The sequence below is a fragment of the Jiangella sp. DSM 45060 genome (genome assembly GCF_900105175.1).
GTDB lineage: Bacteria > Actinomycetota > Actinomycetes > Jiangellales > Jiangellaceae > Jiangella.
Genome location: NZ_LT629771.1, coordinates 7,267,793 through 7,283,381, shown reverse-complemented (window position 1 = coordinate 7,283,381; position 15,589 = coordinate 7,267,793). Strand labels below are relative to the sequence as shown.

Below are 15,589 nucleotides of genomic sequence, written 5' to 3'. Positions count from 1 at the left end.
GGCCCGCAGCGGACAACGTCCGGTTCAGGACATCCGATGGGAAAGGTGTGACTCGACCCCAACCCCGGCCACTCGGCTCTCTCGGCGTCTCCGAGCTGGACGAACGCGTCTACCGCGCGCTGCTGGTGCGGCCCGGCGGCTCGCTGGCCGACCTCGCGGAGCTGACGCCCCGGCGGGCCGAGCTGACGGCGTCGCTGCGCCGCCTGCAGGACCTCGGCTTCGTCCGGCCCGTCGGCGCCCGGCCGCGCCGCTACGCGCCGGTGACGCCCGAGACCGCCATCGAGAGCCTGGTCCACCAGCGCCAGCAGGAGCTCCTCGGTGCGCTGGCGATGACCGCCGAGCTCAGCGCCGAGTACCGCATCGGCCGCCACGACGACCCCGGCGCGCTGGTCGAGATCCTCACCGGCGCCACCGCGGTGGCGCAGCGGTTCGAGGAGTTGCAGAGCTCGTGCACCAGTGAGCTGTTGCTGTTCGACCGCCCGCCGTACGCCGCGCCGCCGGACAACCCGCAGCAGCAGTCGGTGCTGGCCCGCAACGTCACCTCGCGGACGGTGTACGCGCCCGAGTCGCTGCTGCGCGAGGACGCGACGGCGTACGTGCGGGCGCTCGGCGACGCCGGCGAGGACGCGCGGGTGCTGCCCGGCCTGCCGCTGAAGCTCGCCGTCTTCGACCGGCGGGTGGCGCTGATCCCGCTGACGCTGGACTCCGACATCCCGCAGAGCGCCGTCATCCGCCGGTCCACGCTGCTGGACGCCATGGTCATGCTGTTCGAGTTCTTCTGGGAGCGGGCGCTGCCGCTGACCGCCGCCGCCCCGGCCTCCCCAGCCGGCCCGGACCTCTCCGCCGACGACCGGCGGCTGCTGTCGTTGCTGGTCAGCGGCGCGAAGGACGAAGCCATCGCGCGCGACCTCGAGGTCGGCGTCCGCACCGTGCGACGGCGGATGCAGCGGCTGCTGCAGCTGCTCGACGCCGAGACCCGGTTCCAGGCCGGCATGCAGGCAGCCCGGCGCGGCTGGGTCTGACCGATCGGCCCGCGGGCTTCCGGGTACGCACCGCGCATGGGCAGCGTGCGCGCGATGACGTGGAACGTCTGGTGGCAGTTCGGCGAGCGGTGGCGGGAGCGGCAGATCGGCATCGCCGCGACCCTGGCCGCGCACCGTCCGGACATCGTCGGCCTGCAGGAGTCGTGGGCCGGCCGGGAATCGTCGCAGGCCGAGGTGCTGGCGGCGCCGCTGGGCCTGTACTCGGTGTTCGGCGGGCCGTCGCTGCCCGACCCCGTCGAGGAGCCCGGCCACGACGGCGTCGACCTCGGGCTGGCGATCCTCAGCCGCTGGCCGATCCGGCACGCGTGGACGCACCGCATGCCGTCCAGCCGCGCGACGGCCCCGGTCGCGCTGGTCGCCGCCGTGGAGCATCCCGGAGGTGTCCTGCACGTCGTCTGCGTGTGCGCCGAGCACCACGCGCACCTCGCCGCCGACCACCTGGCGCAGACGCGGGAGCTGGCCCGGCTGCTCGACGACCTCGGCGGGCTCGGCGCCGCGCTGCCGGTGCTGCTGCTCGGCGATCTCAACGCCGGACCCGACACCCCGGAGCTCGCGGCGCTCACCGGCCACGACGGGATCGTCGACGCGTGGACACAGAGCGGTGCGGACGGCGACGGCGTCACGCTGAGCGCCGCGCTGCCCATCGCCCCGCTGGGCGCGACGAAGCAGCTGAACCGGCGCATCGACTACGTGCTGTTGCGCCCGTCCGCCGGCGGACCGCCGCCGGAGGTCCGGCACGCCGCCGTCGTCGGCGAGGCGGTCGAGGGCCTGCACCCGTCCGACCACTTCGCCGTCGTCGCCGACCTCGAGCTATGACTCCCGCAGCTGACGCGTGAACGCGGACAGGTCGTGGACGAACTCGTGCACCATCGGGTGCAGGGTCCGGCCGCGCACCCAGTTGATCGCGAGGTCGAAGGCCAGCCGCCGGCCGTCGGCGTCGCAGAGCGGGCGGGTGAGCAGGTCACTGCTGCGGCTGTCGACGGCGTCGCTGAGGACGCCGATGCCGACGCCGGCGGCCACGAGCGCCGCGATGGTCTGGCCGGCGCTGCACTCGAAGATCACCTCGGGCTGGACGCCGGCCATCTGACAGGCCGAGCGCAGCAGCTTGCTGGTGCGGAACTGCTCGCCGGTGACGAGCACCGGCTCGCGGTCCAGCTCGGTGACGCGCAGCGGGCCGGGCTCGTTCAGCCGGTGCCCGCTCGGGATCAGCGCGCCGACCTCGACCCGGGTGATCGGCAGGCTGTCGACCTCGCGCGGCATCGGCGGCGACGCGATGGCGGCGTCGCACTCGTGATCCATCAGCCGCTGCCGGGTGCGGATCGGGGTGTCCTCGATCAGCCGGACCCGGGTCGAGCGGTGCCGCGGGATCCAGTCGGCCAGGAAGTCGGTGAGGTAGGTGCTGACGGCGGTCGGCGTGCAGGCCACGACGATGGTGTGCGACCACGCGCCGCTGGTGACGGCGCGGGCCTCCTCGACCGTCGCGAGCACCCGGCGGGCGGTGGACAGCAGCGCGTCACCCTGGGTCGTCACCTTGACGCCGTGGCGGCTGCGCTCCAGGAGCAGCACGCCCAGCTCCTGTTCGAGCCGGGCGATGCGCCGGGTCAGCGACGGCTGCGAGACGTACAGCGCCTCGGCCGCGCGCCGGAATCCGTTGTGCTCGACGACGGCGATGTACGCCGTGAGGTCCTCCAGCTCCATGCCTCATCCTCGTGCCCGCACGTCACACGATGGCGTCCGGGTATCCGTGCGGGCGTACGGCTTCACGGTAGCGCTCGTTCAGCTCGGGCCACGACGTCTCGTGGATGTACACGGCCTCGGTGAAGTGCCACAGCAGGTACGGGTGGGCGCCGAGCGCGTAGAGCGCCGCGTAGTCGCGGGCCTCGAACGCCGCCCGTTCCGCCTCGGTGAGTACGCGGTCGTCCGGACGCTGGTCCGGCCCGGGCGCGCCACCCAGCCACGCCGCGACGAACGCGGCGGGGTCGGCGACGTAGCCGCGGACGGCGTCGTCGCTCATCTCCACCGCGCGCATGAACTTGTTGATCATGTACGCGCTCATGGCTCGGTCCACAGGAAGAAGGGGCTGGGGGCGAACCGCGACGGCGTCGCCTCGGCGAGGTCGGCGGGCCGGCCACCGGCGGCGGCGAGCGCGGCCACGACGTTGACGTACTGGTAGGTCATGTTGCCGGCGCAGGTGACCCGCTCGTACGTGCACCCGGCGACGGCCGCGTCGAGGTCGCCGTCACGCATCCAGCCGACGGCCTCGGCGTCGAACCCGGAGTCGGACGACGCACCACCGAGGAACTGCCGCGGCCCGCCGATCTCCGTCGCCATGTGCCCGGACGTGAGCAGCGCGACCCGCGCGCCGGAGTCCCAGCGGGCGATGCCGTCGCGCACCTGCTCGCCCAGCGCGACGTAGCGGTCCGCCCCCGGCAGCGGCGGCAGCACGCCGTTGACGTGGATCGGCACGATCGGCACGTCGAACTGCGGCGTCAGGTAGAGCAGCGGCAGCACGAAGCTGTGGTCCAGCCGCCACTCGTGGCTGACGGCGAAGTCGATCGGCCCGGTCAGCAGCTCGCGCCCGGCGATCGCCTCGGCCAGCGCCCGGTGGCCACGGACCTCCCGGTACGGCAGCCCGAACGTGCGCACCTCGTTCTCGAACGTCCCGTGGTACTCGTCGCCCAGCCCGATCACGAACGCCGGGTTGTTGTCGGAGTAGAACTGCCTGATGTGGTCGGTCCCGATCACCACGATGACGTCGACGGCGGCGGCCTCCAGCGCCGCGCGGATGCGGGCGAAGTTGGCCGCCACGGCGCGCAGGTCGTCCGGCGGTGGGTCGGTCAGCACCCGCCACAGCAGCGGGTTGTGCGGCGTCGCCGCGGTCAGCACCAGCTCGGCCACGTCACTCCCCCTCGGACAGGCCGAACAGCCGCAGCGCGTTGTCGCGCAGGATCTTCCGCCGCGACGTGTCCTTCCAGCCCAGCTCGTCGAACTCGGCCAGCCAGCGCTCCGCCGTCAGGACCGGCCAGTCGGTGCCGAACAGCACGCGGTCGCTGATCACCGAGTCGGCGTAGCGCACGACCTCCGGCGGCAGGTACTTCGGCCCCCAGCCGGACAGGTCCAGGTACACGTTGGACTTGTGCCAGACCATCGCGATGTTGTCCAGGTGCCATGGCCACGCCGGGTGCGCGGAGATGATCCGCAGGTCGGGGAACTCGGCCGCGACGTCGTCGACGTACGGGATCGGACGGGCGTTCTCCAGGCGGTGCCCGCCGCCGCCCGGCGTCCCGGCGCCGGCGCCGGGGAAGCCGCCGTGGAACATCACGACCAGCCCCAGCTCGGCGCAGGTCTCCCAGATCGGGAAGAACCTCCGGTCGTTGGGGAGGAACCGCTGCCGCGAGGGGTTCAGCTCGCCCACGCCGGCGATGCCGTACTCGGAGTGGCAGCGGCGGATCTCGGCCACGGCCGCCGCGCCCTTCCACGGGTCGATCCCGGCGAAGGCGAGGAAGACGTCGGGATGGTCGGCCTGCGCCTTGCCGAGCAGGTCGTTCGGCGCGCCGCGGATGCCGGACGTGGTCTCGGAATCGGAGTTGACGATCACCGCCATCATCCGTCGCGACCGGTACTGGTCGGCCTGCTCGGCGAACGAGACGACCGGCCGTTGCTGGCGGAAGTGCTGCGCCATCTGGGTCCGGCGCGGGCCCATCGCGGCGAGGAACTCCTCGGTCTGCGGATGGGTGTGGACGTCGACGGCGACGAGGTCGCGGGGCACCGTCACGACGCCACCGCCTCGCCGGCCGCCAGCGGCGGCGCCGGCCGGTAGCCGGGCGCGCCGCTGCGGTGGAAGACGGTGGACAACCGCGGCTGCAACACCTCGCGGCCGTCCGCCTCGGCCACTGGCTCGGTCAGCGCGAGGTGCGCGACCTGCGGATCGGCCAGCAGGTCCTCGACGCCGTTGAGCGCGGCGTGCGGGATGTCGGCGGCGGTCAGCCGGCGCAGCCAGTGCTCCCGCGGCCGGGCGGCGGTGATCTCCTTGAGGACCGCGTCCAGCGCGTCGTACTGCCGCACCCGGTTCTCGCGGGTGGCGAAGCGCGGGTCGTGCGCGAGGTCGGGCCGCTCCAGCACGTCCAGCAGTCCGGTCCAGAACTTCTCCGGCACCGACAGGTGCACGACGAACGCGCCGCCGTCGGAGCCGACGCAGGCGAACGCCTGGGCCCGCCGCGGCCGGCTGTCCGGCTGGGACACCTCGCCGGTGCGCAGGTACGTCGACACCGGCTCGGTGAGGAAGTCGACGACGGAGCCGAGCATCGACACCTCCACGTGCTCGCCCCGCCCGGTCCGCTGCCGGGCGTGCAGGGCGGCGAGGACGGCCTGCGCGGCGGACATCCCGGACAGCAGGTCGGAGAAGGCCGGGCCGAGCGGGCGCATCGTTCCGGCCGGCACGACCTGGCTGTACATACCGCTGAGCGCGGAGATGACGGTGTCGTACGCGGGGCGGCCGGCGTACGGGCCGTCCGGTCCGAACCCGGTGATCGAGCAGACGATCAGCCGCGGGTTGACCCGTTCCAGCTCGGGGTAGCCGACGCCGAGGCGGGCGGTGACGCCGGGCCGGAAGTTCTCGATCAGGACGTCCGCCGTCGCCACCAGGCGGGTCAGCTCGTCCCGCCCGGCGTCTGTCTTGAGGTCCAGCACGAGGCCGGACTTGTTGCGGTTGTACGCGGCGAACTGCGGGCTGGTGTCGGCGTCGCCGCCCTCCCACCGTCGCATCGGGTCACCGCTGGGCGACTCCACCTTCAGCACGTCCGCGCCGAGGTCGGCCAGCAGCTTGCCGGCGAACGGCCCGGAGATGTACTGGGCCAGCTCGATCACGCGCAGGCCGGCCAGCGGGCCGGTCATCGGGTCGTCATCTCCTCGTGCTCCTCGCTCAGCTCATCGGGTCGGTCGTCGTACGTGGTGGTGCCGTTGTGGGTGATCAGCAGGTGCACGGGGACGGCCGCTCGCACCAGCGACGTGACCGGGCAGCGGCGCGCGGCCTCCCGGACGACGGAGATGACGGCGTCGGGCGACGCGGGGCTGCGCAGCCGCACGTCGAGGACGAACCACTGCGGGTGTGCCGGGACGTCGTCGACCAGGTGTTCGCCGCGCATGTCCAGCAGGGTGCGTACATCGATCTGCAGCTCATGCAGGGCCGCGTCGTGCAGGGCGGCCACCTTCGCGCACCAGACCTGTAGGCAGAACGCCAACCCGCTGAGCAGGTACCGCATCGGGCTGGGCGCCGAGCCGAGGCCGGCCCGGGCGACCGACTCGTCGCAGCGGAACTCGTACGGCTGGTCGTACTGCATGAACCGGGCGACGGCCCGCACATCCTGCTCCAGCCGGGTGGACACCCAGGGGCGCATGCGCGCCGCGCCGGGCTCGCGGGACAGCCGCTCGCGGGTCGACAGCACGACCTCGCGCAGGTGCGGTGCGTTGGTCAGCTCATCGGACACGGATCACGACCTTCCCGCGCCGGCCGCGGTCGCCCAGGGCCGCCCAGGCGGCGTGGATCTCGGCCAGCGGATACTCGGCGGCGATCTCGGGGACGACGACGCCGGCGGCCACCAGCTCCAGGGCCCGGACGACGTCCTCGTAGCCGGCCGACGCCGCGCCGACGACCGTGTGCCGCCGCTGGTAGAACATCCGCGGGTCCAGCCGCAGTTGCCCGGCGGACGACGCGGCGCACAGCACCAGCCGGCCGCGCCAGGCCAGGCAGCGCGCCGCCGCCGTCAGCACGTCGGCCCGGCCGGTGCCGTCGACGACGACGTCCGCACCGCCGGGTGCACGGGCCGCGACCAGCTCCGGCAGGTCGTCCGGTTCGGCATAGCGCAGCGGCTCGGCGCCCGCGGTCGTGACGTCCGCCGACGTCGACGCGGCGAGCACGCGCGCGCCGGCGTGCCGGGCCAGTTGCACGGCGGCCGATCCGATGGCGCCGGTCGCGCCGGTGACCAGGACCGTCGCGTCGGCCTCGATGCCGCCGGCCGCCGCGATGGCGTGCAGCGCGATGGGGACGCTGTGCACGGCGGCGGTGGCGGTGGCGTGGCCGAGCCCGCCGATGGGGATCGCGGCGCGGGCCGGCACCGCGACGTACTGCGCCGCGCCGCCGTCGCGGTGCCCGCCGACGACCCGCTGGTCGGTGCAGTCGGCGTCCTCGCCGGCCCGGCAGTACCGGCAGGTCCCGCAGGCGATGTTCGGCTTGACGACGACCTGCTCGCCGCGCCGGTCGCCGGGCACGTCCGGGCCCTGCTCGACGATCTCGCCGGCCGGGTCGATGCCGGGGACCAGCGGCAGCCGCGCCGCCGCACCGGGACCCCGTCCGTTCATGACGTGCAGGTCGAGGTGGTTCGCGCCGACCGTCCGCACCGCGACCAGCACCTCGCCGGCGGCCGGGCGCGGCAGCGGCAGCGGCCCGACGACGACACCGTCGGCCCCGCCCGGCGCGACCACCGCCGCGCCGGTCATCACCGCTGGTCCTTCGCGGCGTCGCGGGCGTCGTTCTCGAGCACGTCCCAGAGGTGGTTGCGCAGCTCGACGTAGCGCGAGTCGCCCTGGGCGGCCCGCTCGGAGCGCGGGCGGGGCAGGTCGACGTCGAGGATCTCCGCCACCGTGCCGGGATGGCGGCTGAACACCGCCACCCGGTCGCCGAGCAGGATCGCCTCCTCGATGCTGTGCGTGATGAACATGACCGTCTTGCCGGTCGTGGAGATGATCCGCTCCAGCTCGCCGCGCATGACCTCGCGGGTGAGCGCGTCGACCGCGCCGAGCGGCTCGTCCATCAGCAGGATCGCCGGCTCGGCGACCAGCGCCCGGGCGAGGCCGACCCGCTGCTGCATGCCGCCGGACAGCTCACGCGGGTAGGCGTTCTCGAAGCCGGTCAGCCCGACCAGCTCGATCGCGTCCTTCACCTGCCGGTCGGCGTCGCGGCCGCGCAGCTTCGTCTGCATCTCCATGCCGAAGCGCACGTTCGCCGCGACCGTCCGCCACGGCATCAGCGCGTAGTCCTGGAAGACGACCGCGCGGTCCGGCCCGGGGCCGGTGACCGGCGCGCCGTCGACCGTGACCGTGCCCTCCGTCGCGGGCACGATGCCGGCGACGGTGTTCATCATCGTGGTCTTGCCGCAGCCGCTGGGCCCGAGCACCGTCAGCACCTCACCCGGGAACACGTCGAGGTTCACGTCCTCGATCGCGACCACCTGCTTGCCCTTCCGGCCGGCGCCGTAGCGGACCGACAGGCCGCGGACGCTGATGAGCGGCCGGCGGTCCTGCGGGCGGCGCCCCGGCGGCTGGCCGGCCTCGGTGGCGAGCGAGATGCCCATGCGGTGTCTCCCGTCGATCTGCGATGCGTTTGGTCGAGCGTAGGAAAAAGCGGCGACCGGCGGAAGGAAACGTACCGAGCGAAATCCGCATCGCGTGATACGGGAATGGGGAGAACGCGGGCCTCGACTCCGGCCGCGCAATCAATATGGTGATCCGAATACTGATCGGCCCGGAACCCCGGTGGGCATCGGCGGAACCTCGTGGAACGGAGATGTGAAATGCGCAGATCACTGGTGCTGCCAGTCGCCATGATCGCCGGCACGGCCATGATCACGCTCGCGGCCTGCACCGACGTGCCGTCTACGGCCGGGGACGACGATCCGGTCGAGGCGGCCGACCTCGGTGACGGCGAACCGGGAGCCGCCGAGGACACCGAAATCACCGTCGCGATCCCCTTTCCGGACATCACCATGTACTCCATGTACGTCGTGGGCACGGAGTTGGGCTTCTACGAGGACGAAGGTCTTTCCGTGGAAGTGATCACCGCCGACAACGTCAATGCCGCGGTGTCGAGCGGAAGCGCCGACATCGGCGTGGAAAGTGCCGGCGCGGTGATCGAAGCGGTGCGCGCGGGGGTCGGCGTCATGCCGCTCGCCGGGCACTTCTGCCGGCAGAACTTCGACTTCGCCGTGCAGCCCGGCGTCACCTCCGTCGACCAGCTGGCCGGCACCGACGTCGTGCTGGCCGGCACCACCGGCGACCCGGCCGAGTTCCAGCGCCAGCGGGTGCTGAAGGAGGAGGGCTGGGACCTCGAAGGCGTCGACGTCGACATCGTCTACCCGGGCCCCGACTCCGCCACCTGGCGCGAGTTCTTCGTCACCGACCGCGTCTCCCTGATCCCGTTCTACGGCGACGACCGGCCCGCGCTGGACGAGTACGGCGCGAACATCGTCGTCGAGGCGCTGCGGCCGTGGGCCAACGACCTGCACGTCGCCGGCAAGGGCTGGCTGGCCGACAACCCGAACACGGCGGTCCGGTTCCTGCGCGCCACCATGAAGTCGCTGGAGCACATCCTCGCGCCCGGCGTCGGCGAGGTCCCGGAGAACAAGGACGAGATCCTCGACATCTACGCGGCCAACGACTTCGAGGTCGACGAGCTGCGTGTGCAGGACCACCCGTGGGTGCTGGACGGGCACCTGGCCTGCCCGAACCTGTACTTCGACCAGGAGGCGTGGGACACCACCATCGAGACACAGCAGCTGGACCCGCTGCCGTTCGACGAGCACGTCGACCTGTCCTACCTGAACAAGGCGCAGGAGCTGCTCGGCCTGGAGGCCGCGATGCCCTCTGAGGAGCTGGTCTACCCGTGACGTCCGTCGCGTCCGGTCCATCCCGGGCCGCGGGGCCGAGCCTCGCGGCCCGGCTGGCCGCCCTGGACCCTCGGTACAAGGCGCTGATCGTCACCGGCGAGGTGCTGGTGGTGCTGGCGCTCTGGCAGCTCCTCGTCGGGTCGTGGCGGGTGGTCAACCCGATCTTCCTGCCGCCGCCGCTGAGCATCCTGGAGGGGTTCGACGAACTGCTGGCGTCCGGGCAGCTGGGTGAGCACATCGCCACGTCGATCCGGTCCTGGCTGACCGGCTTCGGGCTGGCGACGGTGATCGGGGTGCCGCTCGGGCTGCTGATGGGCTCGTCGCTCGCCGTCGACCGCGTCGTCGGGCCGATGGCCTGGACGATCTACGCGACGCCGATGCTCGCGTACCAGCCGCTGGCGCTGGCGTGGTTCGGGTTCGGCACCGGGCCGGTGGTGTTCCTGGTGGTCATGGGCGCGCTGTTCCCGATCCTGCTGAACGTGTCGGCCGGCATGCGCACCACCAGCCCGTCGCTCGTCAACGCCGCCCGCGTGTACGGCGGCGGCCGGCTGCAGCTGTACCGCAAGGTGTTCCTGCCGTCGACGGTGGCGTTCCTCATCGCCGGGATGCGGCAGGGCGCGGTGATGGCGACGATCGCGCTGATCGTCGCGGAGCTGGCCGGCACCTCGACGGGCATGGGCGCGCTGATCGTCCGGACGGCGAACAGCTACCAGACCGACCAGTCGTTCGCCGCCATCGCGATGGTCGTCCTCTGGAGCGTCGGTATGACCCAGCTGATCGGCGGCGTCGGGCGCTGGGTGGCGCCCTGGACGAAGGGGGCACGATGAGCCGTCGCTCCGACCTGCGCTACGTCCTGCTGCTGGCGGCCGTCGTCGTGGTGCTGCTGGTGTTCTGGCAGCTCGCCGTCACCCGGCTCGGGCTGGTCGAGGAGGCGTTCCTGCCGCCGCCGACCGACGTCGGCGCCGCGTTCGTCGACCTGCTCGGCGACCCGGAGTTCTGGGACGCGTTCGTGTTCAGCCTGCAGAACCTGTTCGCCGGACTGGCGCTCGCGATCGTCGTCGGGCTGGTCGTGGGGCTGACTGTCGGCTGGTTCCCCGTCCTGCACTTCACCGTGGCGCCGTTCCTCTGGCTGCTCTACTCGACGCCGAAGGTGGCGCTGGCGCCGTTGTTCATCCTCGCCCTGGGCCTGGGCAGCGCGTCGAAGATCGCCCTGGCGTTCCTGCTGGCGGTGTTCCCGATCCTGCTCAACACCATGGAGGGGGTCGAGACCGTGAACGGCTCGCTGATCCGGGCCGGCCGCGTCTTCGGGTTCCGCGGGCCGGCGCTCGGGCTGAAGATCGTGCTGCCGGCGACGCTGCCGTTCTCGCTCGCCGGCATCCAGCGCGGCTCGGCGCTCGCCTTCACCGGCGTCGTGCTGGGCGAGTTCCTCGGCGGCGCCGGCGGGCTGGGACACCGGCTGGAGCAGGTCGCGTTCGACTTCCGGATGGACGAGGCGCTGGCGATCGTGCTGGTCATGGTGATCGTGGCGAATGGTCTGCTGCTGACCATCTCGGCCGCCCGGCGCAAGTGGGCGCCGTGGTACGAGGCCGGCGTCAGGTCGGTGGGCTGATGCGCCGCGAGGTCGTGACGCCGCCTGACGTCTATGCGCCGACGTGGCAGTTCAGCCAGGCGGTGAAGGTGACCGGCGGCAGCACCGTCTACGTCAGCGGCATCATGGGGTTCCGGCCCGACGGCACCATGCCCGACGACATCGTCGAGCAGGCCGACCTCGTCTTCGCCAACCTCCGCGCCGTGCTCGTCGCGGCCGGCGGCACCCTCGACGACGTCGTCAAGGTCACCGTCTACGTCGGCGAGGACTACCAGGCCCACCGCGACGAGCTGCGCGAGGTGCGGTCGCGCTACTTCACCGGGGCGGCGCACCCGGCCAGCACGCTGGTACGCGTAGCCGGGTTCGCCGACCCCCGCTACCGCATCGAGGTCGAAGCCGTCGCCGTCCTGTCCGTCACTCCCCCTTGACGTTCACCAACTGGCGCAGCGTGTGCCGCACCTCGACGAGGTCCACCGAGTCGGCCATGACGACGTCGATGTCCTTGTAGGCGTCGGGGATCTCGTCGAGGAACGCGTCGGTGTCGCGCCACTCGATGCCGGCCATGCGCTTGCGCAGCTGCTCGTGGGTGAACGTGGCGCGTGCCTTGCGCCGCGAGTGGGTGCGGCCCGCGCCGTGTGGCGACGAGTTCAGCGCGAGCGCGTTGCCCTTGCCCGTCACCACGTACGACGCCGTGCCCATGGAACCCGGGATCAGTCCCGGCACGCCCTCGCCCGCGTGGATGGCGCCCTTGCGGCTCAACCACACGTCCTGGCCGAAGTGCCGCTCGCGCTCGGTGTAGTTGTGGTGGCAGTTGATGCGCTCGTGCTCCACGACATCGGCGCCGGCCCACTCCGACAGGCATCCGGCCAGCCGGTCCATCATCTCCTCGCGGTTGAGGAAGGCGAAGCGCTGCGCCCACCGCATCTGCCGGATGTAGGCCCAGAACTCGTCGGTGCCCTCGACCAAGTAGGCGAGATCGGGGTGCGGCAGCTCGATGTACCAGCGGGCACACAGATCGCGGGCGACCTTGATGTGCCGCTGCGCGATGCGGTTGCCGACGCCGCGGCTCCCGGAGTGCAGGAACAGCCACACGCGGTCCTCTTCGTCGGCGCACACCTCGATGAAATGATTGCCGGAACCGAGGCTGCCCAGCTGCAGCCGCCAGTTGCCGGCCGTCGCGTCGGCGGCGTCGGCGCCCTGCATGCCCTCGAGCGCTGCGACCCGCTCGGCCGCCGATGGGGTCAGCTCGCTGTTGTAGTTGCCCGCTGCCAGCGGGACGGCGGCCTCGACCGCTCGCCGCAGTTCGGCGCGGTCGCGACCGGCGAGGTCGGCCAGCGTGAACTGCGTGCGAACGGCGATCATGCCGCAGCCGATGTCGACTCCGACGGCGGCCGGGATGATCGCCCGGACCGTCGGGATCACCGACCCGACCGTGGCGCCGAGCCCCAGATGGGCGTCGGGCATCAGCGCAACGTGCGGGTGGATGAACGGCATGGCAGCCGTCGCCTCGGCCTGCTCACGCGTCTTGGGGTCCAGGATGCTGGCCCAGTTCACGAGATGCTTCGACAACTGCTCCATGCGATGCATGGTCGCAATGCCGAGGCGACGGCGGCCACCGAATTACGGTGCGATGTTCTGGTTCAGGTGGAACACGTTGTCCGGGTCGTAGACGCGCTTCACGGCGCGGAGCCGCTCGTAGTTGCCGCCGTAGTTGGCGGCGACCCGGTCCTGGTCGTCGGCGGCCATGAAGTTGACGTAGCCGCCTTCCTCCGAGTGCGGCGCGGTGGCCGCGTAGTAGTCGCGCACCCAGCCGATGTTCGCGTCGTTCTGCGCCGGGTCCGGCCACATGCCGGCGATCACCGTCGCGAAGGTGGCCTCGCGGTGGCCGAAGGCGGTGGCGTCGGGCGCGACCCGGTGGACCGCGCCGTTGATCGGGTAGATGTGCATCGTCGAGTTGACGACGGGCACCTTGGGGCCGTGGTCGAGGTGCGCCGCGATCACCTCGTCCGACAGGTCCCGGACGAAGTTCGCCTTCCAGTAGTGCTGCAGTCCGGGCGGCACCAGGGCGTCGAACGCGCTGTTCAGCGCCGGGTACGGCATCGGGCCGACGTGTTCGGCGACGATCGGTGCGACATCGCGCAGTTCCTTGAGCACCGACTCGCCCTCGTCCATCGGCCCGGCCCAGCAGGACACGAACGCCAGGAACGGCTCGCCGTGACGGGCCTCCGGGATGAACGGCAGCGGCGGCGCGATCTGGTACGCCGGGAAACCGCCGAACTGCTCGGGCGCGTCCTGGATGAACTCGCGGTAGAACCGCAGCACATCGGCGGCGTCGTCGAGTGAGAAGAACATCGGCCCGCCGTAGATGTCCTTCACCGGGTGCAGCTGGAACTCCAGCGACGTCACGACGCCGAAGTTGCCGCCGCCGCCGCGCAGCGCCCAGAACAGGTCGGCGTTCTCCTGCTCGCTGGCCACCAGGATGCTGCCGTCCGCGGTGACGACGTCGGCGGAGACCAGGTTGTCGCAGGACAACCCGAGGCCGCGGGCCAGGTAGCCGATGCCACCGCCCAGCGTCAGCCCGCCGACCCCCGTCGTCGAGATGATGCCGCCGGTCGTGGCCAGCCCGTACGGATACGTCGCGGCGTTGAAGTCGCCCCAGGTCGCGCCGCCCTCCGCGCGCGCCGTCCGGGCGGCCGGGTCGACCCGGACCCCGCGCATGGCGGCGAGGTCGATGACGACCCCGTCGTCGACGGTGCCGAAGCCGGGCACGCTGTGCGAGCCGCCGCGGACGGCGACCTCCAGGTCATGGGCGCGGGCGTAGCGGACGGCGGTCGCGACGTCGCCGGTGTTGGCGGCCCGCACGACGACCCGCGGCCGCCGGTCGATCATCGCGTTGTACACGCGCCGGGCCTGATCGTAGCCGTCGTCGCCGGACGCGTACACGGCGCCGCGGACCTGCTCGCGCAACTGGTCGAGCGTGAAATCGGACATGGTGCTCCCCCTCGGGTGTCAGCCGTGTCCCCGTTCTCCCACCGTGCCGTGTGACGCCGCGTGTGACCTGCCCGGACGGTTGCCAGCCGGGGCCACGGGGAGTACGACTGGACGATGGGCACGGTCGAGGACTGGGTGAGCGCACCGGCGCGCGTCGCCGAACCCGGCGAGGGCGTCTCGGTCGACGAGCTGCGGCTCGCCGCCCGCAACCACGGCCTGCCGCTGGAGGCGTTGCGCTACGACGTCACCCCGGCCGGCCTGCACTACCTGCTGACGCACTACGACATCCCGGCGCTCGACCCGGCCGGCTGGCGCCTGACGGTGTCCGGCGCGGTCGCCCGTCCGCTCTCGCTGAGCCTGGACGACCTGCGCGCACGGCCACGGGTGACCCACCGCGTCACGCTGGAGTGCGCCGGCAACGGGCGGGCCCGGCTGAGCCCGCGGCCGGTCAGCCAGCCGTGGCTGGACGAAGCGGTCGGCACCGCGGAGTGGACGGGCACACCGCTGGCGGCCGTGCTCGCCGAGGCCGGCGTGGCCACGTCCGCCGTCGACGTCGCGTTCACCGGCGCCGACCGCGGCCTCGAACGCGGCGTCGAGCAGACGTACCAGCGCGGGCTGCCGCTGGCCGAGGCGCTGCGCGACGACGTCCTGCTGGCCGACGAGATGAACGGCGGGCCGCTGCCGCCGCAGCACGGCGCGCCCGTGCGGCTGATCGTCCCCGGCTGGTACGGCATGGCGCACGTGAAGTGGCTGGTCGGCGTCGACGTGCTGGAATCGGCGTTCGACGGCTTCCAGAACGTGACGGCGTACCGGGTGAAACAGGCGGCCGACGACCCCGGCGAGCCGGTGACCCGCATCCTGCCCAGGGCGCTGATCCAGCCGCCCGGCGTCCCCGACTTCCAGAGCCGGGTCCGCGTGCTCGACCCCGGCGTCGTCGAGCTGACCGGGCGGGCGTGGTCGGGCTGGGCGCCGGTCGAGTCCGTCGAGGTCAGCACCGACGACGGCGGCAGCTGGCGGACGGCCGAGCTGGGCCCGCAGCCGGCGCCGTACGCGTGGCGGTCGTGGCGGTTCGAGTGGACGGCCCACCCCGGACGGCACGAGCTGCGTGCCCGCGCCCGCGACGCCGCCGGCCACGAGCAGCCCGTCGACCAGGCCTGGAACCGTCAGGGCATGGCCAACAACCACGCGCAGCAGGTCACCGTCGTCGTGCGCTGACGACATCTCCTCGGCCGACCTTGTCGGTATCGGCGGTTACGGTTCGACGTCTCGGTGGGGGGACGCACCGTGCGCCCCCGTGGCATGGACCA

The 15,589-nt window shown here is 72.5% G+C and carries 17 protein-coding genes; 7 read left to right on the top strand and 10 right to left on the bottom strand.

The features are described 5' to 3' along the window. The first annotated feature begins 47 nt into the window (after positions 1-47). Positions 48-1,022 carry a helix-turn-helix domain-containing protein gene (locus BLU82_RS32950; RefSeq protein WP_157741413.1) on the top strand — a complete coding sequence of 325 codons (975 nt, stop codon included), beginning with the start codon at positions 48-50 and terminating at the stop codon, positions 1,020-1,022. 54 nt (positions 1,023-1,076) lie between these two features. Then, the gene (locus BLU82_RS32945; protein ID WP_157741412.1) at positions 1,077-1,859 is read left to right on the top strand and encodes an endonuclease/exonuclease/phosphatase family protein; all 783 of its coding nucleotides are present in this window, start codon (positions 1,077-1,079) and stop codon (positions 1,857-1,859) included. On the opposite strand, the gene BLU82_RS32940 is transcribed toward BLU82_RS32945, so the two are convergent. The 8 genes from BLU82_RS32940 to BLU82_RS32905 are packed head-to-tail and all read right to left on the bottom strand — an operon-like array spanning position 1,854 to position 8,392. Then, positions 1,854-2,741: a LysR family transcriptional regulator gene (locus BLU82_RS32940; RefSeq protein WP_092625010.1), complete on the bottom strand. Its 888-nt coding sequence runs from the start codon at positions 2,739-2,741 to the stop codon at positions 1,854-1,856. The genes BLU82_RS32945 and BLU82_RS32940 overlap by 6 nt on opposite strands. Positions 2,742-2,763: 22 nt before the next feature. Next, a complete protein-coding gene (locus BLU82_RS32935; protein WP_092625009.1) occupies positions 2,764-3,099 on the bottom strand; it encodes a hypothetical protein in 336 nt (111 codons plus the stop codon). Further along, positions 3,096-3,941, bottom strand: a complete 846-nt coding sequence (locus BLU82_RS32930; RefSeq protein ID WP_092625008.1) for a hypothetical protein — start codon at positions 3,939-3,941, stop codon at positions 3,096-3,098. The genes BLU82_RS32935 and BLU82_RS32930 overlap by 4 nt, the downstream gene beginning before the upstream one ends. Position 3,942: 1 nt before the next feature. Next, a complete protein-coding gene (locus BLU82_RS32925; protein ID WP_197682622.1) occupies positions 3,943-4,818 on the bottom strand; it encodes an amidohydrolase family protein in 876 nt (291 codons plus the stop codon). Then, complete coding sequence (locus tag BLU82_RS32920; RefSeq protein ID WP_092625007.1) at positions 4,815-5,936, bottom strand: CaiB/BaiF CoA-transferase family protein; 1,122 nt, start codon at positions 5,934-5,936, stop codon at positions 4,815-4,817. The genes BLU82_RS32925 and BLU82_RS32920 overlap by 4 nt, the downstream gene beginning before the upstream one ends. Continuing rightward, entirely contained in the window at positions 5,933-6,529 is a 597-nt protein-coding gene (locus BLU82_RS32915; protein WP_092625006.1) for an OsmC family protein, read from the bottom strand. The genes BLU82_RS32920 and BLU82_RS32915 overlap by 4 nt, the downstream gene beginning before the upstream one ends. Beyond that, complete coding sequence (locus tag BLU82_RS32910) at positions 6,519-7,538, bottom strand: alcohol dehydrogenase catalytic domain-containing protein (RefSeq protein WP_092625005.1); 1,020 nt, start codon at positions 7,536-7,538, stop codon at positions 6,519-6,521. Before BLU82_RS32910 ends, BLU82_RS32915 begins: the two co-directional genes overlap by 11 nt. Continuing rightward, positions 7,538-8,392: an ABC transporter ATP-binding protein gene (locus BLU82_RS32905; protein WP_092625004.1), complete on the bottom strand. Its 855-nt coding sequence runs from the start codon at positions 8,390-8,392 to the stop codon at positions 7,538-7,540. Before BLU82_RS32905 ends, BLU82_RS32910 begins: the two co-directional genes overlap by 1 nt. Positions 8,393-8,611: 219 nt before the next feature. Between BLU82_RS32905 and BLU82_RS32900 the strand changes: the two genes are divergently transcribed. The 4 genes from BLU82_RS32900 to BLU82_RS32885 are packed head-to-tail and all read left to right on the top strand — an operon-like array spanning position 8,612 to position 11,719. Continuing rightward, positions 8,612-9,703 (top strand): ABC transporter substrate-binding protein, encoded by a 1,092-nt coding sequence (locus BLU82_RS32900; protein ID WP_172885754.1) that lies wholly within the window; start codon positions 8,612-8,614, stop codon positions 9,701-9,703. Beyond that, positions 9,700-10,530, top strand: coding sequence for an ABC transporter permease (locus BLU82_RS32895; protein ID WP_092625002.1), 831 nt, complete (start codon positions 9,700-9,702; stop codon positions 10,528-10,530). The genes BLU82_RS32900 and BLU82_RS32895 overlap by 4 nt, the downstream gene beginning before the upstream one ends. Further along, positions 10,527-11,312: an ABC transporter permease gene (locus BLU82_RS32890; RefSeq protein WP_092625001.1), complete on the top strand. Its 786-nt coding sequence runs from the start codon at positions 10,527-10,529 to the stop codon at positions 11,310-11,312. Before BLU82_RS32895 ends, BLU82_RS32890 begins: the two co-directional genes overlap by 4 nt. After that, on the top strand, positions 11,312-11,719 hold the full coding sequence (locus tag BLU82_RS32885) for a RidA family protein (RefSeq protein ID WP_092625000.1): 408 nt from the start codon (positions 11,312-11,314) through the stop codon (positions 11,717-11,719). Before BLU82_RS32890 ends, BLU82_RS32885 begins: the two co-directional genes overlap by 1 nt. Here the strand turns inward: BLU82_RS32885 and BLU82_RS32880 are convergent. Both BLU82_RS32880 and BLU82_RS32875 read right to left on the bottom strand, forming a co-directional pair. Next, the gene (locus BLU82_RS32880) at positions 11,706-12,869 is read right to left on the bottom strand and encodes an RtcB family protein (protein WP_092624999.1); all 1,164 of its coding nucleotides are present in this window, start codon (positions 12,867-12,869) and stop codon (positions 11,706-11,708) included. The genes BLU82_RS32885 and BLU82_RS32880 overlap by 14 nt on opposite strands. A gap of 42 nt (positions 12,870-12,911) precedes the next feature. Beyond that, the gene (locus BLU82_RS32875) at positions 12,912-14,282 is read right to left on the bottom strand and encodes an FAD-binding oxidoreductase (protein ID WP_092624998.1); all 1,371 of its coding nucleotides are present in this window, start codon (positions 14,280-14,282) and stop codon (positions 12,912-12,914) included. Between the two features lie 114 nt (positions 14,283-14,396). Here BLU82_RS32875 and BLU82_RS32870 point away from each other — a divergent pair, with 114 nt between their 5' ends. Next, positions 14,397-15,497: a sulfite oxidase gene (locus tag BLU82_RS32870; protein ID WP_092624997.1), complete on the top strand. Its 1,101-nt coding sequence runs from the start codon at positions 14,397-14,399 to the stop codon at positions 15,495-15,497. The last annotated feature ends 92 nt before the right edge of the window (positions 15,498-15,589 follow it).